Source organism: Nocardioides pymetrozini (genome assembly GCF_046058985.1).
In the GTDB taxonomy this organism is placed as follows: Bacteria; Actinomycetota; Actinomycetes; order Propionibacteriales; family Nocardioidaceae; genus Nocardioides.
This window is the reverse complement of sequence record NZ_CP175556.1, coordinates 428659-446302: the sequence shown is the minus strand read 5'-3', so window position 1 is coordinate 446302 and position 17644 is coordinate 428659. Positions and strand designations below refer to the sequence as shown.

General features: G+C 73.6%; 18 protein-coding genes. 5 read left to right on the top strand and 13 right to left on the bottom strand.

From position 1 onward, the window contains the following. Positions 1 to 165: 165 nt before the first annotated feature. The 9 genes from hemB to ACJ5H2_RS02120 form a co-directional block, all read right to left on the bottom strand. Positions 166 to 1161 (bottom strand): porphobilinogen synthase, encoded by a 996-nt coding sequence (hemB, locus tag ACJ5H2_RS02160; RefSeq protein ID WP_408897920.1) that lies wholly within the window; start codon positions 1159 to 1161, stop codon positions 166 to 168. Between the two features lie 23 nt (positions 1162 to 1184). Further along, positions 1185 to 2540: a hypothetical protein gene (locus ACJ5H2_RS02155; RefSeq protein WP_408897919.1), complete on the bottom strand. Its 1356-nt coding sequence runs from the start codon at positions 2538 to 2540 to the stop codon at positions 1185 to 1187. 4 nt (positions 2541 to 2544) lie between these two features. Then, a complete protein-coding gene (locus ACJ5H2_RS02150) occupies positions 2545 to 3066 on the bottom strand; it encodes a SigE family RNA polymerase sigma factor (protein ID WP_408897918.1) in 522 nt (173 codons plus the stop codon). A gap of 162 nt (positions 3067 to 3228) precedes the next feature. Next, positions 3229 to 4911 carry a uroporphyrinogen-III synthase gene (locus ACJ5H2_RS02145; RefSeq protein ID WP_408897917.1) on the bottom strand — a complete coding sequence of 561 codons (1683 nt, stop codon included), beginning with the start codon at positions 4909 to 4911 and terminating at the stop codon, positions 3229 to 3231. Further along, positions 4908 to 5999 carry a hydroxymethylbilane synthase gene (hemC, locus tag ACJ5H2_RS02140; RefSeq protein ID WP_408897916.1) on the bottom strand — a complete coding sequence of 364 codons (1092 nt, stop codon included), beginning with the start codon at positions 5997 to 5999 and terminating at the stop codon, positions 4908 to 4910. Before hemC ends, ACJ5H2_RS02145 begins: the two co-directional genes overlap by 4 nt. Continuing rightward, positions 5996 to 7303 (bottom strand): glutamyl-tRNA reductase, encoded by a 1308-nt coding sequence (locus tag ACJ5H2_RS02135; RefSeq protein WP_408897915.1) that lies wholly within the window; start codon positions 7301 to 7303, stop codon positions 5996 to 5998. The genes hemC and ACJ5H2_RS02135 overlap by 4 nt, the downstream gene beginning before the upstream one ends. Continuing rightward, on the bottom strand, positions 7300 to 7980 hold the full coding sequence (locus ACJ5H2_RS02130) for a redox-sensing transcriptional repressor Rex (protein ID WP_408897914.1): 681 nt from the start codon (positions 7978 to 7980) through the stop codon (positions 7300 to 7302). Before ACJ5H2_RS02130 ends, ACJ5H2_RS02135 begins: the two co-directional genes overlap by 4 nt. 154 nt (positions 7981 to 8134) lie before the next feature. Further along, positions 8135 to 8374 carry a glutaredoxin family protein gene (locus tag ACJ5H2_RS02125; RefSeq protein ID WP_408897913.1) on the bottom strand — a complete coding sequence of 80 codons (240 nt, stop codon included), beginning with the start codon at positions 8372 to 8374 and terminating at the stop codon, positions 8135 to 8137. Next, positions 8371 to 10098, bottom strand: coding sequence for an AMP-binding protein (locus tag ACJ5H2_RS02120; protein WP_408897912.1), 1728 nt, complete (start codon positions 10096 to 10098; stop codon positions 8371 to 8373). Before ACJ5H2_RS02120 ends, ACJ5H2_RS02125 begins: the two co-directional genes overlap by 4 nt. 71 nt (positions 10099 to 10169) lie before the next feature. On the opposite strand from ACJ5H2_RS02120, the gene ACJ5H2_RS02115 reads away from it, so the two are divergent. The 3 genes from ACJ5H2_RS02115 (at position 10170) to ACJ5H2_RS02105 (ending at position 13356) form a co-directional block, all read left to right on the top strand. Continuing rightward, positions 10170 to 11057 (top strand): HAD family hydrolase, encoded by an 888-nt coding sequence (locus ACJ5H2_RS02115; RefSeq protein WP_408897911.1) that lies wholly within the window; start codon positions 10170 to 10172, stop codon positions 11055 to 11057. A gap of 132 nt (positions 11058 to 11189) precedes the next feature. After that, positions 11190 to 11993, top strand: a complete 804-nt coding sequence (locus ACJ5H2_RS02110) for a sigma-70 family RNA polymerase sigma factor (protein ID WP_408897910.1) — start codon at positions 11190 to 11192, stop codon at positions 11991 to 11993. A 181-nt stretch (positions 11994 to 12174) separates the two neighbouring features. Next, on the top strand, positions 12175 to 13356 hold the full coding sequence (locus tag ACJ5H2_RS02105; RefSeq protein WP_408897909.1) for a DUF5667 domain-containing protein: 1182 nt from the start codon (positions 12175 to 12177) through the stop codon (positions 13354 to 13356). Positions 13357 to 13404: 48 nt separating this feature from the next. Here ACJ5H2_RS02105 and ACJ5H2_RS02100 read toward each other — a convergent pair whose 3' ends face one another. The 4 genes from ACJ5H2_RS02100 to ACJ5H2_RS02085 all read right to left on the bottom strand — a co-directional run bounded on the left by ACJ5H2_RS02100 (position 13405) and on the right by ACJ5H2_RS02085 (position 16318). Further along, positions 13405 to 14676: a 1-acyl-sn-glycerol-3-phosphate acyltransferase gene (locus ACJ5H2_RS02100; protein ID WP_408897908.1), complete on the bottom strand. Its 1272-nt coding sequence runs from the start codon at positions 14674 to 14676 to the stop codon at positions 13405 to 13407. Beyond that, positions 14669 to 15730 (bottom strand): NAD-dependent epimerase/dehydratase family protein, encoded by a 1062-nt coding sequence (locus ACJ5H2_RS02095; RefSeq protein WP_408897907.1) that lies wholly within the window; start codon positions 15728 to 15730, stop codon positions 14669 to 14671. Before ACJ5H2_RS02095 ends, ACJ5H2_RS02100 begins: the two co-directional genes overlap by 8 nt. An 83-nt stretch (positions 15731 to 15813) precedes the next feature. Beyond that, positions 15814 to 15915 carry a 30S ribosomal protein bS22 gene (locus ACJ5H2_RS02090; RefSeq protein WP_008356322.1) on the bottom strand — a complete coding sequence of 34 codons (102 nt, stop codon included), beginning with the start codon at positions 15913 to 15915 and terminating at the stop codon, positions 15814 to 15816. Between the two features lie 187 nt (positions 15916 to 16102). After that, positions 16103 to 16318 carry a helix-turn-helix domain-containing protein gene (locus tag ACJ5H2_RS02085; protein ID WP_139624465.1) on the bottom strand — a complete coding sequence of 72 codons (216 nt, stop codon included), beginning with the start codon at positions 16316 to 16318 and terminating at the stop codon, positions 16103 to 16105. Positions 16319 to 16593: 275 nt separating this feature from the next. On the opposite strand from ACJ5H2_RS02085, the gene ACJ5H2_RS02080 reads away from it, so the two are divergent. Both ACJ5H2_RS02080 and ACJ5H2_RS02075 read left to right on the top strand, forming a co-directional pair. Then, the gene (locus ACJ5H2_RS02080; RefSeq protein WP_408897906.1) at positions 16594 to 17019 is read left to right on the top strand and encodes a hypothetical protein; all 426 of its coding nucleotides are present in this window, start codon (positions 16594 to 16596) and stop codon (positions 17017 to 17019) included. Further along, positions 17016 to 17618 carry a TetR/AcrR family transcriptional regulator gene (locus ACJ5H2_RS02075; protein ID WP_408897905.1) on the top strand — a complete coding sequence of 201 codons (603 nt, stop codon included), beginning with the start codon at positions 17016 to 17018 and terminating at the stop codon, positions 17616 to 17618. Before ACJ5H2_RS02080 ends, ACJ5H2_RS02075 begins: the two co-directional genes overlap by 4 nt. The last annotated feature ends 26 nt before the right edge of the window (positions 17619 to 17644 follow it).

Below are 17644 nucleotides of genomic sequence, written 5' to 3'. Positions count from 1 at the left end.
GGACCCTTCGGGCCCATGCTTGCCACCGATGCGGCTTCGCCGCCGTGCGCCACGCTGCCGGGCGCGCGGTCGGGGTTCGCTCGGTGCAAGGTCGCCCGGCGGCCAGACGTCCGCACCATTCGGAGGTCGAGGTGCGAGGAGCGCCAGCGACGAGCCTCGAGACCCTCAGCGCAGCCAGCCGGCGGCCTCCGTGGCCCAGTAGGTGAGGATGACGTCCGCGCCGGCGCGGCGGATCGAGGTGAGGGTCTCCACGATGGCGGCCTCCCGCTCGATCCAGCCGTGCGCGGCGGCGGCCTCGAGCATCGCGTACTCCCCCGAGATGTTGTACGCCGCAGTCGGCACGCCGAGCTCGGCGGCGGCGTCCGCCACCCGGCGGAGCACGTCGAGATAGGCCAGCGCGGGCTTCACCATCACGATGTCGGCGCCCTCCTCGATGTCGAGCAGGGCCTCCCGCACCCCTTCCCCCGCGCTGCGGCGGCCGTCCTGCTGGTAGGTCCGCCGGTCACCCTGCAGGGCGCTGTCGACGGCCTCGCGGAAGGGACCGAAGAAGGCGGAGGCGTACTTCGCCGAGTAGGCGAGGATCCCCGTGTCGGTGAACCCGGCGTCGTCGAGGGCCGCGCGGACCACCGCGACCTGGCCGTCCATCATCCCGCTGGGACCCACCATGCCGGCGCCGGCCCGGGCCTGCACCACCGCCATGTCGGCGTACCGCGCCAGGGTGGCGTCGTTGTCGACGCGACCGGCGGCGTCGAGGACGCCGCAGTGGCCGTGGTCGGTGAACTCGTCGAGGCACAGGTCGCCCATGACCACGAGGGCGTCCCCTACCTCGGCCGCCACGTCGGCGATCGCGACGTTGAGGATGCCGTCCGGGTCGGTGGCACCGCTCCCCACCGCGTCCTTCGTCGTGGGTACGCCGAACAGCATGATGCCGCGCAGCCCCGCCTCGGCCGCCTCGACCGCCGCCTTCCGCAGCGAGTCGCGCGTGTGCTGCACGACGCCCGGCATGGAGCTGATCGGGGTGGTCTCCGTGGCGCCCTCGCGGACGAAGGCCGGCAGCACGAGCTGGGAGGGCCGCAGCGTGGTCTCGGCCACCAGCTCGCGCATCGCCGCCGTGGTCCGCAGGCGACGGGGACGGACGACGGGGGGCAGGATCTCGGTCACCCGCCCATTGTCGCGCAGGCCCCTCAGCCGGCGTGCCACCTGGCCAGCCACTGGGTGGCGCCGGGGATCGGCTGCTCGGGGCCGGGCGCCTCGCCGACCGGGGTGTCCCACAGCAGGTAGCCGGGCGGCGTCGGCCCGCCGAGCCCGAAGGACGAGTTGGCCTCGGAGACGCGGGTCAGCCTGCCGCTGTCGGGCTCGTAGACGAAGGTCCCAGCGCGCTCGCGACCGTGCGAGGACACCTTGACGACGCCTCCGGTCACCCACCCGTCGATGCCGTCCCCCTGGATCGTGGTGACCAGGTCCCCGCCGGTCGTGTAGACCCCGATGCGGTCGTCGCGGCCGTCGTCGTAGGTGCCGCAGTACTGGCTGAGGACGATCCGGTCGTCCACGGCGCCGAAGCCGAGCAGGTTGCACCGCTCACCCGAGCGCGGGTCGAAGTCGTGCTCGTCCCCGGTGGCGAGGTCGCGGACGTGGATCCGGTCGTTGGTCCCGTTGGTGGTCTCCGACCAGATCATCGCGTCGTCGGTGAAGGCGAGGGCGCCGTACCGGATCCCCTCGTCGCGGACGTCGGCCGGGTCGGTCGGCGACACCGACCAGAGGTCGTAGGTCTCCCCCTCGGCGCCGGCGTCGTCCGCCTCTCCGTCCGGCCCGGTCGGCCAGCCTCCGGGGGGCGGGGAGCCCTGCGTGGCCGGGACGCCGACGTAGATGCGGCCGTCGGGGCCCATCACCGGGCTCCGGCTCCCGGAGGTCCTCGGGAGCCCGGGCCAGGACACGGTCGTCCAGGCCCGCGCGGCCCGGTCGTAGACGTGGGCGCGCAGCGTGCCCCCGAACGGCTCGGTGTCGTCGTAGGCGACGCTGGCCAGCGTGAGCCGCTGCGCACCGAGCTCGACGGGCCAGGTCTGCTCCCGCTCGTCCAGGCCGGGCAGCCAGTCCCGCTCGCCGGTCGCCGGGTCGAGCAGCGCCAGGCGCACCTTGTTCCGCAGTCCCCGCGGACCGTCGCGGAACAGGATCAGCCCGTCGTCCGTCACGCCGTCGTAGTACTGCCCGTTGGCGGCGTCGAGGTCCTCGTTCGTGTACGACGCGATCACGTCGTAGTCGACGCCCTCCCGCGCCTGCCGGGCGTCGGCGAGCCGGAGGACCGGCCCGTCGGGGCGGGGCACGGCGGTGGCGGCGGGGGCGTCCCGGCCGGCGTCGGGCCGTCCGACCAGGGCGGTCGCCGCGACCGCGGTGGCGAGGGTCAGCGCGACCCCACCGGCGAGCCCGGCCCGGCGCCGCCGTACCTGCCGGCGTCCGCCGGCGAGGACCGCGGCCAGGTCGATGTCGTCGGCCGGCGGGCTCGCCGCGGCCTCGTGCAGCAGGGCACGCATCTCGTTCACCATGTCATCACCACGTTCCAGCTCCCAGGGTCAGCTCGCCGAGCGACGAGTCCTCGAACACGGAGCGGAGCCGGTCCAGCGCACGCGCGGTCTGGCTCTTGACGGTGCCCTCGCTGCAGCCCAGCGCCTTCGCCGTGTCGGCGACGCTGAGGTCCTCGAAGTAGCGCAGGACCACGCAGGCACGCTGCCGGGGCGGCAGCTCGGCCATCACCTGCAGCAGGGTCGCCCGGGCGCTCACCAGCTCGGCGACGTCGACATCGGCCGCCCGCTGAGGGTCGGCCTCCGCGACGAGCTCCGTGCTCGACCGGCGTCGTGCGTGGTCGAGCACGACGCTGACCACCGCCTTGCGTGCGTAGGCGTACTCGCGCCCCGCCCGGGTCAGCCGCGGCCAGGCGACGTACACCCGGATCAGCGCGTCCTGCACGTGGTCCGCCGCCCGGTCCCAGTCGCCGCACAGGAGGTACGCCGTACGCCGCAGCCGGTCGCGTGCCCCGTGGGCGAAGGCGACGAACTCGTCCTCGTCACGCATCGCTCATCCGCTCCATGCCGGGTCAAACGTGGTGAGCACCCGACCAGGTTGCACCGACCCGGCACGAAACTGTCGCCGAACTGCGCCGACCCGGCAGAAAGCAGCGCGCGCGGAGCTACTTCCTGCCGGGTCGGCGTCAGATGCGGGTCGGCTTCTGCCGGGTCAGGCCTTCCGGCGGCGGGCCGACGGCTTGCGGTCGCTCGGCTTGGTGACCGGCTCGCCCGCCTCGATCATCGCGGCCCGGCGGCTCGCGCCGAACCCGGCGAGAGCCTCGACCAGCAGCTCGACGTCCGGCTTGGGCGCCATCACGTCGACGCGCAGGCCGTGCTCCTCGGCCGTCTTGGCCGTGGCGGGCCCGATCACGGCGATGACCGTCGAGGGGTGCGGCTTGCCCGCGATCCCGACCAGGTTGCGCACCGTCGAGGAGGAGGTGAACACGACCGCGTCGAACTTGCCGGTCTTGATCGCGTCGCGGGTCGGCGCCGGCGGCGGGGCCGCCCGGACCGTGCGGTACGCCGTGACGTCGTCGCACTCCCAGCCGAGGTCGATCAGGCCGGCGACGAGGTTCTCGGTCGCGATGTCGGCGCGCGGCAGGAACACCCGGTTGATCGGGTCCAGCTGCTCGTCGTACTCGGGCCAGTCCTCCAGCAGGCCGGCGGCGGACTGCTCGCCGGAGGGGACGAGATCGGCGCGCAGGCCCCAGTCGGCGATCGCCTGGGCGGTCTTGTCACCGACGGCGGCGATCTTGAGCCCGGAGAACGCGCGGGCGTCCAGGCCGTACTCCTCGAACTTCTCGCGCACGGCCTTCACGGCGTTCACCGAGGTGAAGGCGATCCACTCGTAGCGGCCCTCGACCAGACCTCGGACCGCCTTGTCCATCTGCTGCGGGTTGCGCGGCGGCTCGACCGAGATCGTCGGGACCTCCTCCGGGACGCCGCCGAACTCCCGCAGCCGGTTGGACAGCGACGCGGACTGCTCCTTGGTGCGCGGCACCAGGACCCGCCAGCCGAAGAGCGGCTTGGTCTCGAACCACGAGAGCTTCTCGCGCAGGTCCACCACGGCGCCGATGACGGTGATGGCCGGGGGCGAGATCCGCGCCGCGCGGGCCTCGGCGGCGATCTGCTCCAAGGTGGAGGTGATGGTCTGCTGCTCCGTCGTGGTGCCGACCCGGGTCATGGCGACCGGCGTCTGCGGCGAGCGACCGGTCGCGATGAGCTGCTTCGCGATCTCGGCGATCTGGCCGACGGCGGAGAGGAGCACGAGCGTCGGGGTGTCGGCGTACCGGGTCCAGTCGACCTTGTCCCCGCAGGTCACCACGGCCACCTCGCGGTGGTCCTTGGTGGTCAGCGGGATGCCGGCGTACGCCGGGACCGCACCGACGGACGAGACGCCCGGGACGATCTCGAACGCCAGGTTGGCCTTGGCGACCGCCTGGGCCTCCTCCGGTCCGGACGCGTAGAGGAAGGGGTCCCCGCCCAGGAGGCGGACCACCCGCAGGCCGCGCTTGGCCTGCTTGACGACGACCTTCGCGCGGGCGGCGTGGGTCAGCGGCTGGCCGTCCTCGCCGAATCCGCCGTCGACGATCTCGGGCTCCCGCGCCGGCTCGTCGCCCACCTGCTCGGCGCGCGCCCGCACCACGGCCACCAGGTCGGCGTGACCGGGCTCCTCGGTGATGACGACGTCGGCGTCCTGGATCAGCCGCACGGCCCGCACGGTCAGCAGGTCGGGGTCGCCGGGACCGGTGCCGACGAACGCCGTGAAGCCGGGGCCCTGCGGCTGTCCGGGCTGGACCTGGGCTGCGGCGGGAGTCGAAGCAGCCTTCTTGGCTGTCGTGGCTCGCGTCATGGGTTGTGCACCTCTGCAGATCGTGCGGATGGGTGGGAGTTCGAGCGGGGGGTGGAGGACTCGTGGTCCCGTTGTCGTGGGTGCTGCTGGTCGCCCTGCTGGACGCCCTGTTGGACCGTGTGCTGGGCCGTCATCTGGGCCATCAGCTCGGCGCCTCCGTCGGCCAGCATCTCGGCCCCGAGGTCGCCGCCGAGCTTCGCCGCGGCAGCGGGCCAGGACGCCGCGTCGGCGTCGAGCCCGGCCGACGCGGAGCGGCGTACGGCGAGCGCGCCGTCCTCGGACAGCACGATCGCCCGCAACCACAGCTCGGGGCCGTCCTCGCCCTCGGCGACCTCCGCGAGGGCGCCGATCGGTGCGGCACAGCCGCCCTCGAGGGTGGCCATCAGGGTGCGCTCGGCCGTGACGGCGGCGCGGGACCAGACGTCGTCCAGGCGAGCCAGCAGGGCGAGGGTGGCGGCGTCGTCGGCGCGGCACTCGACGGCCAGGGCACCCTGGCCGGGGGCCGGGAGCACCTGGAGGGGGTCGAGCACCTCGGTGACCTCGCCGAGCCGGCCGAGCCGGGCCAGGCCGGCGCGGGCGAGCACGACGGCGTCGTACGCCCCCTCACGGATCCGCGCGATCCGGGTGTCCACGTTGCCGCGCACGCCGACCAGCCGGACGCCCAGGCCGAGGGCCTCGATCTGGGCGACCCGCCGGGGGGAGCCGGTAGCGACCAGGCTGCCCTGCGGCAGCTCGCCCAGGGTGAGCCCGTCGCGGGCCACGACCACGTCCCGCGGGTCCTCGCGTGGCGGCACGGCGGCCAGCGCGATCCCCTCGGTGCCGTAGGTCGGCAGGTCCTTGAGGGAGTGCACCGCGACGTCCACCTCGCCAGCGAGCAGCGCGTCGCGCAGCGCGCTCACGAAGACGCCGGTCGACGGCGCGCCGGCGAGCGGCGTGCCGCTGGCCTGGCTGCGGTCGCCGTCGGTGGTGATCTCGACCAGCTCGGTCGCGACGCCCAGCGCCTCGAGCGCCTCGGCGACGTGGCCGGACTGGGTGGTGGCGAGGGCGCTGCGGCGGGTGCCGATGCGCAGGGCCGGACCAGTGCTCATGACCGGCCCTCCTCGTTGACGACGGGCCGCGTGACGGCGTCGACGGCGTCCGGGTCGAGCGCGAACAGCTCGGCCAGCGCGGCGGCATAGGACACCGCGCCCTGCTCGTTGGCGAGCTCCTTCACCCGCACCGTCGGCTCGTGGAGCAGCTTGTCCGCCACCCGGCGCACGGTCTGGCGGATCTCCTCGCGGGTGGCGTCGTCGAGGCCCGCGAGCCGGCCCTCGAGGCGGGTCATCTCGGCGTCGACGACGTTGGTCGCCATCGACCGCAGGGCGACGACGGTCGGGGTGACGCTCGCCTGGCGGCGGGCGGCGAGGAAGGCGGTGACCTCCTCGCCGAGGATGCGCCGCACCTCCTGGACCTCGCGTCCGGTGGCGCCGCCGTGGAGCAGCTCGGCGAGCTCGGCCAGGCCGACCAGGCGCACCCCGGGCAGGTCGGCCACGTCGGGCGCGATGTCGTGCGGGAGCGCGAGGTCGATGAGGGCCAGCGGACGCTCGCTCGCCGACCGGACGCGGGACAACAGCGCGCGGTCCACGATCGTGCCGGACGACCCGGTGCAGCTGATCACGATGTCGGCGCGGGAGAGCTCGTCGCCGAGGTCGGCGAGCCGCACGGCCTCACCGGAGTACTGGCTCGCGAGCCGGACCGCGCGGTCCACCGACCGGTTGACGACCGACAGGTGCCCTGCGCCGAGGCGGCTGGCGGTGGCGGTCGCGAGACCGGCCATCGCGCCGGCTCCGACCACGACGACGTACTTGCCCTCGACCGCGCCGACGACCTTGGCGGTCTCCTCGAGCGCGGCGCTGACCAGGGTCGGGGCGACCTGGTCGATGCCCGTCTCCGCCCGGGTGCGCTTGCCGACCCGCAGGGCCTGCTGGAAGAGGAGGTTGAGCGCCGGCCCGACCGTGCCGAGCTCCTGGCCGCGGCGCAGCGCCTCGCGGGTCTGGCCGAGGATCTGGCCCTCGCCCACCGCCATCGAGTCGAGCCCGGCGGCGACCTGGAACAGGTGCGAGATCGCGCCGTCGTCGTAGTGGACGTACAGGTGCGGCAGCATCGCCTCGGTCGTCTCGCCGGCGCGCTCGACGAGGAGCCGGGAGATCTGCTCGATGCTGCCGTGGAAGCGCTCGACCTCGGTGTAGATCTCGAGCCGGTTGCAGGTGGCGATCACGGTCGCCTCGCTGACGTGCTCGCACGAGGCGGCGTCGGTGATGAGCTTCTGGACGCCGTCCCGGTCGAGCGCGACCCGCTCCAGCAGGGACACGGGCGCCGAGTTGTGGGAGATCCCCACGACGAGCACGCTCATGCCGCACCTCCTCCCGCGTCGGCGCCGTTGGCCTTGCGCTGCTCGTGGTAGGCGAGGATCTGCAGCTCGATCGACAGGTCGACCTTGCGCACGTCGACGCCCTCGGGCACCGCCACCACGGCCGGCGCGAAGTTGAGGATGCTGGTGATGCCGATGGCGACCATCCGGTCGGCGACGTCCTGCGCCGCGATCGCGGGCGTCGCGATCACGCCGATCGCGACGTCGTGCTCGCGGACGATCTCCTCGAGGTCGTCGAAGGGACGGACGACGACCCCGGCCACGGTCTGCCCCACCACCGACTCGTCGGCGTCGAGGAGGGCGACCACGCGGAAGCCGCGGCTGCGGAAGCCGGAGTAGTTGGCCAGGGCGTGGCCGAGGTTGCCGATGCCGACGATGACGACCGGCCAGTCCTGGGTCACGCCGATCTCGCGGGCGATCTGGTAGCGGAGGTAGTCGACGTCGTAGCCCACCCCGCGGGTGCCGTAGCTGCCGAGATAGGACAGGTCCTTGCGCAGCTTGGCGCTGTTGACGCCCGCGGCGGTCGCGAGGTCCTCGCTCGAGCACGTGCGGATCCCACTGTCGGCCAGCGCCGTCAGGGCCCGCAGGTAGACGGGCAGACGCGCGACCGTGGCCTCAGGGATGACCCGGGCGGCATCCGTCGAACTCCGTGTGGTCACAGCTCCACTTTCCAGCCGCGCAGCCGAACGTCAGTGGCGCGGCTCGATCACTGTAGGAGTTTGTGAACGTGAGAACAAAATGGACGGAACCACAATGCAGCCCGGTGACTGAAAGGTCACACCGGGCGGGCCCGCGCCGCCGCCGCGCGACCGCTCAGCCGCCCAGCGCCCGGCGCAGCCGTTCGGGGCTGACCCGCCAGAAGTCGTGCTGGCGGCCGTCGACGAAGGTCACCGGGATCTCGTTCGCGAAGCGGTCGGCCAGCTCGGGGTCGTCGTCGATCGAGACCTCCGTGTAGCGCTCGCCCAGCTCGGCGCACACCGCCTCGATCACTGCGCGCGCGTCGTCGCACAGGTGGCAGCCGGGCCGGCTGTAGAGCGTGACGCGGGCCGTCACTCGAGGATCCCCAGCGCCTTGCGCCGCTCGGCCCCGCGCAGCACGCCCTTGCGGATCTTGCCCGTCACGGTGCGCGGCAGGGCCGCCACCACCTCGACCCGGACCGGACGCTTGTACGGCGCCAGCCGCTCCTGCGCCGCGGCGCGCACCGCGCTGACGACGTCCTCCGCGGGTCCGCCCGCCGTGGCGTCGTCGGTGGGCACGACGTACGCGACCACGGCCTCGCCCGTCTGCGCGTCGGGCACGCCCAGCACCGCGGCCTGCCGCACCCCCGGGACCTCCTCGATGACGGCCTCGACCTCGGTGGGGTAGACGTTGAAGCCCGAGACGATGACCAGCTCCTTGACCCGGTCGACGAGGAAGAGGTCGCCGTCGGCGTCGAGGAAGCCGACGTCGCCGGTCGACCACCACCCGTCCTCTCCCGGCCCGTCGTGACCGTCGGGCCAGTAGCCGCTGAACAGGTTGCGCCCGCGGATCTGGATCTCCCCGGGATCGTCGGCCGCGGCGTCCTCGAGCGGGACGCCCTCGTCGTCGACCAGGCGGATGTCGATGCCGTCGAGCGCCGCGCCGACCGAGCCCGGCTTCACCTGCGCCGAGCGCAGGGTGCTCGTCACCACGGGCGAGGCCTCGGTGAGGCCGTAGCCCTGGTGGACCGGGACCTGGGCGACCGCGCCGAAGGCCTCGACGGCCTCCGCGGCCAGCGGGGCCGATCCGGACAGGATCATCCGGACCGGGCCGAGCCGCTCGGCGAGGGCGTCGACGCCCTGCCAGGCCGCGAACACCGGCGGCGCGACCGGGACCACGCTGCAGGCCTCGTCCTCGATCAGGTCGAGGGTGCCCTCGGGGTCGAACCGCTCGGCGAGGACCAGCTTCGCGCGGTGGCGGATCACCCCGCCGAGGACGGCGCCGAGCCCGTAGACGTGGAAGAGGGGCAGAACGCCGAGCACCACGTCGTCGGAGTGGATCATCGGCGGCTCGACCGAGGCGACCTGGTCGACATTGGCCAGCAGCGCGCGGTGGGTCAGCATCGCGGCGCGCGGGCGGCCGGTGGTGCCGCTGGTGTAGAGCAGCACGGCCAGCTTCTCCGGGTCCTGCAGCGGCGGCACCGGCACGGCCTCCCGCGCGCGCAGCTCGTCGTAGGCGAGCTCGCCGTCGTCCGGGTCCTCGCCCACCAGCACCACCCGCGGTGCCGGGCGATGCTCGTCGAGCGCGGCCGCCGCGACCTCCGGGCGCGCCACCGCGTCGCGGACGGCGGCGACCGTACGACCGTCGGCGACCACGAGCCGGGCGCCGCAGTCGACGAGCAGCGCCGCCAGCTCCGTGGGCGTGGAGCCGGGGTTGACCGGAACGGCGACCGCCTGGGCGCGCAGCACACCGAGATAGGACGTGACGAACTCCAGCCGGTTGCCGAGCACCAGCATCACGCGGCTCCCCGCGAGCACGCCCGCCCGGCCCAGGCCGGTCGCGACCCGGCCCACCTCGTCCTCCAGCTCGGCCCAGGTGAGCCCTCGGCCACCGGCCTCGACGACCGCGAGCCGACCAGGGTGGTCGGCGGCGGCGGAGGCGACCAGCGCCGCCACGTCCGGCGCGCCCGCGCCACCGGGGGCGTAGGGGGCGTCGTGGGCGTCGAGCGGCGTCCCGGGCCGCTGCGGCGACTCCCGAGCACCGGACTGCTCCGGCGAGGACTCCGGCGAGGACTCCGGCGAGGACTCCGGCGAGGACATGGAGGGATACTAGGAGATCGTGTCGATCCGGGCCTGGCCCGGAGCCGGCCGGGTCCTTCTAGGCTGGACCCATGGTGCCGCCCTCCGACCGACCCCGCCGCCTGAACCTGCAGCAGCGGTCCCGGCTGGCCGGCGAGGCGGCCGCCGCGGCCGCCGAGGTGGAGACCGCGCTGGCGCACCCGGCCGACGCGCGCGCCGCCGCGTTCTTCGACGTCGACAACACCGTCATGCAGGGCGCCAGCATCTTCCACCTGGCGCGAGGGCTGTACCGGCGCAAGTTCTTCACCACCCGCGACATCCTCGGCGCGGCGTACAAGCAGGCCTACTTCCGCATCGCCGGCGTCGAGGATCCCGAGCACGTCGCCGAGGCCCGCAACTCGGCGCTCGCGTTCATCGCCGGCCACACGGTGCAGGAGCTCGAGGAGATCGGGGAGGAGATCTTCGACGAGGCCATGGCGCACCGGATCTGGCCCGGCACCCGCGCCCTCGCACAGATGCACCTCGACCAGGGCCAGCGGGTCTGGCTGGTCACCGCCGCGCCGATCGAGATCGCGAGCCTGATCGCCCGCAGGCTCGGCCTCACCGGGGCCCTGGGCACGGTCGCCGAGCACGTCGACGGCGTCTACACCGGCAAGCTCGTCGGCGACATGCTGCACGGGCCCGCGAAGGCGGAGGCCGTGACGGCCCTCGCCGAGCGCGAGGGCCTCGACCTGTCCCTGTGCTCCGCCTACAGCGACTCCGCCAACGACCTGCCGATGCTGGGCCTGGTCGGCGACCCCTGCGCGATCAACCCCGACGCCCGCCTGCGGGCCCACGCCCGCGCCCACGGCTGGCGGGTCCACGACTACCGGACCGGGCGCAAGGCCGCCCGGATCGGGCTGATCGCGGGCTCGGCCGCCACCGGCGCGGCGGTCGCCGGCGCCGTCGTACGGCACCAGGTGCGCCGCCATCTCTCCTGAGCCGTCCTTACCGGACGGTAACCAGTCCTTTCGGGTGGTCCGGGATCCGGTCGACCGGTTGTCGCGTTCCGGTACCACTGCGCAAGGATCCGCCGTAGGATCCCCTGCGGGGGCAGTAGGGAGGGAACCCGCATGACCTGGCAGCGCACTGACCTGTCGCGAGGGCTCGACGCCCTGCGCGAGGCCGTGCTGACTGCACTCTCCGCGGCGTCGGGCGGTCCCGCTGTGGCGCTCGCGGGCTCCCCCGCCTCCTCCGGGTCGTCCCGGCCGTCCGCCCAGCGCGGGTACGCCGAGCACTGGTTGCTCAGCGAGGCCCCGGTCGAGGGCAGCGGCACGAGCGAGTTCGGCGACGCCACCTTGGCGACCTCCTCGGAGGAGTCCGCCGAGGCGCGCGAGCGGCTGATCGGCCTGGTCGAGCTCGCCCGCGGCGGCGACGCCGAGGCCTTCGGCCTGCTCTACGACCACTACCAGCCGTCGGTCTACCGCTTCCTCTACTACCGGACGCGGTCCGTGGTGATCGCCGAGGACCTCTGCTCCGAGACCTTCTTCCGCGCCCTGCGCAACATGGCCTCCTTCCGCTGGCAGGGCAAGGACTTCGGCGCCTGGCTGATGACCATCGCGCGCAACCTGGCCACCGACCACTTCAAGGCCGGCCGCACCCGCCTCGAGCTGACCACCGAGGACATGGGCCAGCACGACGACGCCACGGAGGGGCCCGAGAACGCCGTCCTCGCCAGCCTCACCAACGAGATCCTGCTCGAGTCGCTCACGAAGCTCCCCAACGAGCAGCGCGACTGTCTGATCATGCGCTTCCTGCAGGGCATGAGCATCGCGGAGACGGCCGCGGCCCTCGGCCGCAGCGACGGCGCCATCAAGCAGCTGCAGCTGCGCGGCGTGCGCAACCTCGCCAAGCTGATGCCGGAGGGGATCCGATGAGCGCCCGTCCGAGCGTGCCGCTCCTCGGCCCGGACTGCGCACCGGCGCACGCAGGCATGGTCACTTCGGGCTATGCCCGGCCGACCGTCCGGACCGTAACCACCGGGACCCTCCCGTCGTTGGTCCTGCGACAGGGCACGATGGGTCGGGCGACCCTTCCGACACGAGGACGGACGTTGTGATGCGCGGGAACGGCGGGACGCGCGGCGCCGAGGAGTTCGCGGCGCTGGTCTCCGGCCACGCCCAGGACGCCGGCGAGAGCAGCGCGAGCCGCCAGCGTCACGCCGAGCTCCTCGAGCTCGTCGAGGCCCTGCGCGCCGTCCCCCCGGTCACGGCCCGCCCCGAGTTCGTCGCCTCGCTGCGCAGCCAGCTCGTCGCGGCGGCCGAGCGCGAGCCGGCCCGAGCCGACGAGGCCCTGGCCGCCCGGCTCACCCCGCGCCAGCGTCGCGGCTCCCGGGAGCGCCGCCTGGCCACGGTGATCGGCGGCTTCGCCGTCGTCTCCGCCACCGGCTCGATGGCGATGGCCTCGCAGGACGCGCTCCCCGGTGACGTCCTGTACCCGGTCAAGCGGGCGATCGAGAACGCCCAGACGAACCTCCAGCCCGACGGCGCCGGCAAGGCCGACGCGCTGATCTCCCACGCCGAGGCCCGCCTCGGGGAGCTGCGCGTGCTCGTCGACCGCGGTGCCGACGCCGACGCCATCAACGACACCCTGCAGGACTTCACCGACCAGGCCCGCCAGGCCTCCGAGCTCGCGCTCGACGACTACGCCGCGACCGGCAAGTCCGACCGGATCGCGGACCTGCGCTCCTTCGCCGACTCGAGCATGAGCGTGCTGGGCGCCGTCGGCCCGCTGGTGCCGTCGGAGAGCCGCTCGGTCGTCATCACCGCATCCCAGACGATCCGCCAGATCGACGCCGCTGCGTGGGAGGCCTGCCCGAGCTGCTCGGGCGGCGCCATCACCGAGATGCCCGCGTTCGCGACGCTGCCGCTCAGCGCCGTCCTGAACCCGGACATCACCGCGTCCGTCACCCAGACGCCCGAGCCGGCCAAGAAGAAGGACAAGCCGGCCGGACAGCAGGCGCCGCCGGTCTCGACCGAGGCAGCGACGACGTCGCCGTTGGACGCGCCCGTCACCCTGCCCGGTGTGCCCGAGGCGACCAAGGCGCCCAAGAACACGGTGGGTGGCACGGTCGACCAGGTCACCCGAGGCCTGACCGGCACCCTCGGCATCGACGGGCAGAGCCAGCCGACGCAGGGAGCCACCGACCCCTCGCTCGCGGGCGCGCTCATCGACGGCGTGACGGGCATCGTCGGCGGCCTGCTCGGCACCAACACGCCCAAGGCGCCGACGACCCCGTAGGCCCGGCTGCCCCCTGGACGGGCCGGCCGGCCGGCGGGCGGCCGCGGGTCAGCGGAAGACCGACTCCCGCTGCATGAGCAGGCTGTAGAGGGTCTGCTGGATGGTCTCGCGGACCTGGTCGGTGACGTTGAAGACCAGCATCGGGTCGTCCGCCGCGCCGTCGTCGTACTCGTCGGTGCGGATCGGCTCACCGAACTCCAGGAGCCACTTCGACGGCAGCGGCACCAGCCCGAGCGGGCCGAGCAGCGGGAAGAAGGGCGTGATCGGGATGTACGGCACGCCCAGCAGGCGCGCCAGCGAGGGGATGTTGCCGACCAGCGGATAGATCTCCTCGGCGCCGACGACCGAGAGCGGCACGATCGGGACGCCGGTGCGCAGCGCGGCGGACACGAAGCCGCCGCGGCCGAAGCGCTGCAGCTTGTAGCGGTCGGAGAACGGCTTCCCGATGCCCTTGAAGCCCTCCGGCCAGACCCCGACCAGCTCGCCGCCGCGCAGCATCCGCTCGGCGTCCTCGGTGCAGGCCAAGGTGGCGCCGCCCTTGCGCGCCACCGAGCCCACGACGGGCAGCCGGAACACCAGGTCGGCACCGAGCGGGCGCAGGAAGCGCCCGGTGTGGTCGTGGATCGACACCATCGTCATCAGCCCGTCGACCGGGATGGTGCCGGAGTGGTTCGAGACCACGAGAGCGCCGCCCTCGGTGGGAATGTTCTCGACGCCGCGCACCTCGATCCGGAACCACTTCTGCGCGACCGGACGCAGCGCCGCCATGAAGAAGCGCTCGGTGACCTCCGCGTCGAAGCCGTACTCGTCCACGGTGTAGTCGCCCGTGACGCGGCGGCGCAGGAAGGCGAGGAAGCGCGCGAGCTGCGGCTCCCACTGGTCGCCGAAGAGCTCCTTGCTGGCGTGCTGGAAGGCCGCCAGCCAGTCGCCGACCGGGATGCCGGCGAGCGGTCCGGTGGTGCCGCGCTCGGCGGTGCGGGCCGCGGGTGTCGCGAGCGGCAGGTCGCGCGGCGCGTCGAGCAGGCTCGGGGCGTCGACGACCGGCGCGCTCCGGTCCGCTCGCTCCGCAGCGGGCTTCGCGGCGGCGTCGTCGGCGGGCTTCCTCGCCGCGGGCTTCTTCCCCGCGGGCTTCTTCCCCGCGGGCTGCTCACCAGGGGACTTCGCGGCGTCGGGCTTCGCCGCGGTGGGCTTCTTCGCCGCGGGCGGGCGCGGGGTGCCGCTCTTCGGCGCCAGCCCGCGAGCGGCCGCCGAGGGGCGCTTGCCGGTGCCACGGCCGGGCTGGCCGCGGGTGCCGATCGGGATGATCTCGGCGTCAGCCATCCGTGCCTCCAGCGAGGGTGAGCTGAGCGGGACGGTCGTCCTCGACCGCGGGAAGGCGCTCGGCCAGGGCGCCGAGCACCCGTTCGGTACGGCGGGCTCCCGGGGGGAGCGTCGCGGCGAACTCGGCGAACGCCGAGGCGGTCGTGTACTGGGGCTCGAAGCCGAGCTCGGCGCGCATCCGGGTGGTGTCGACGCCGCGACCGTAGGTCAAGAACGCGACCAGCTCCGGCGACAGGTCGGCGCGCCGGGTCGACTTCAGCGTGGAGCCGAGGCCGCCGAAGGCGAACCCGGGCACCGGCACGCTCGGGCGGCCGGCGCGACGCAGCGCCTGGGAGAGCATGAGCAGGCCGTCGCCGGCCACGTTGAACGTGCCTCCGCGGTCCTCGCGCACGGCGTGGCGCAGGACCCGGTAGAGGTCGGTCTCGTGCAGGAACTGCAGCCGCGGGTCGAAGCCCAGGACGGTCGGCACCACCGGCAGCCGGAAGTACGACGCCAGCGGGCTGACCACGCGCGGGCCGATCACGTTGGCACAGCGCAGGAGGGTGACCGTGACGTCGGGCCGCCGGCGGGCGAAGCCGCGGACGTACTGCTCGACCTCCGCGACGTCCTTGGCGTACCCGGTGCGGGCCGGACGGCGAGGCTCCATGTCCTCGGTGAACATGGCGGGGTCACGGCTGCTGGCGCCGTACGCGGTGGTCGAGGACTTCACGACCAGGGTGCGCACCCCGTCGGCCTTCTGGCAGGCCGCGAGGAGCTGCATCGTCCCGATGACGTTGAGCTCCTTCATGGTGCCGCGGGCACCGGCGGAGCCGGGGGTCGCGATCACGCTCATGTGGACGACGGTGTCGACGTCCTCCTTGGCGATGACCTTCGCGATGACCGGGTTGCGGATGTCGGCGCGCACGAACGTGACGTCGCCGAGGTCGCCCCGCGGGGGGATGACGTCGACGCCGATGACCCGGTCGATCCCGGGGTCGGTGGCCAGGCTGCGGGCAAGGGTCCGGCCGAGGTCGCGCGAGACCCCCGTGACCAGGACCGTGCGTCCGGCGCCCATCTCCACCGACTCCTCGGAATCAGGCCGACGCGCGCGAGGCGCACCGGCGAGGTGAGACTGCGTGAGCTACTGGCTCGCTCGGATCACTTGCCGAGCTTGCGACGCTGGACGCGCGTCTTCTTCAGCAGCTTGCGGTGCTTCTTCTTCGCCATGCGCTTGCGGCGCTTCTTGATGACAGAACCCACGTGGAACCTCTCCAGAGCGCCGGGCGCGACAGCGCTCGGCGTGACGTACGACGCCCCGGGAGACCCCGGAGCACCGGGTCAGCCTATCCGGACCCTCGTGAGCGCAGTGAATCAGCGCAGGAGATGGGATGAAGATCGCACTGCCGGGTGGCGCCGGGGCGACGGGCGGGAGCGGGTCGGGCCGCGATCAGCCCGCGGAGTAGAAGGACTTGCGCAGGTACTCGTTGACGTCGTCCTCGGTGACCCGGAACGACCGACCGACACGGACGGCCGGCAGCTCTCCGCCGTGGACCAGGCGGTACACGGTCATCTTGGAGACGCGCATGACGGAGGCGACCTCCGCGATGGTGAGGAACTTCGGGTCCGGAAGGGACTCGGCGCGCTCGCGCGACGTAGGAGCCATGACCAACCACGCTTTCTGTGCGCGTCCGTCACCGCCTTCCCCAGCTGTGAACACCGGACGCCCTGTGCGTGACAATAGGGCCAGATGTGACTCGTGGGGAAGAGATTCGTCCGTGAAACTTTCCGCGCTCGGCGTGTCGCCTTGACCGGAGGCCCTTGGGGGCGCGTCACCCGGCTCTCGTGGCCCGGCTCTTGTCGTACACCCCTGTTCGACTTATGATCTCGAACATCGACGTCCGACTTACTGGCCGCGGGCGTCCGTCACCGGAGGTCACCGTGAGCGCACGCCAGGTCCGTAGGTTCGCACTGCACTACGGCGAGATGGTCGCCGCGATGCTCATCGGGATGATGGTGCTCTGGCCGCTGTGGATGCTCGCCACGCGCGCCGCCGGCGACGGCTCGTGGCTGCGCTCGGCGAGCGTCGAGGCGCTGGTGATGGCGACCACCATGGCGCTCCCGATGGCCGGCTGGATGCGGGTGCGCGGGCACCGCTGGGCACCGGTCCTGGAGATGTGTGCGGTCATGTACGCCGGCTTCGCGGTCGCGCTGCCGCTGTACTGGGGTGGCGTCCTCGACGGCGGCGGCCTGATGCTGGTCGGTCACGTCGCGATGTTCGTGCTGATGCTGGCGGCGATGGCGTGGCGCTGGCAGGAGTACGCGGGCTGCGCCAGCGCCCACCGGTCGTCGATGCTGACCTCGTGAGCGCCCGCCCCCTGCGCGCCGACGCCCGGCGCAACGTGGAGGCCATCGTGGACGCGGCGACCGCGACGCTGGCCCGCGACCCCGACGTCAGCATCAACGACATCGCCCGCGCGGCCGGCGTGGGCCGGGTCACCCTCTACGGCCACTTCCCGAGCCGTGCCGTGCTCGTCGCCGCGGTCGTCGAGCGGGCCATGCGGGAGTCCGAGGCCTCGCTCCGCGGCGTCGACCTCACCGGCGACCCCGCTGCCGCCCTGGTTCGGCTGGTGGAGGCGACCTGGCAGGTCACCCTGCGCTACGGCGCCCTCGTGGTCGCCGCGGAGAAGAGCCTGCCGGTCGCCGACATGGCCGCCGCGCACGCCGAGCCGCGCCGCCGGGCCGAGCGGCTGCTCGAGCGCGGCCGCGCCGAGGGCCGCTTCCGGACCGACCTCCCGGTCTCGTGGCTGGTGACCACCCTGCACACGCTCACCCATGCCGCGGCGACCTCGGTGTACGCCGGGGAGCTGGGCGAGGACCAGGCCGCCCGCGCCATCGCGGCGACCATGCTGGGCGCGCTGACCCCGCCCGGCCGGGCCGTCCCGGACGCCGCCGGCCTGCGGTGACGGCGGGGCCGGGCGCGAGAGAGCGG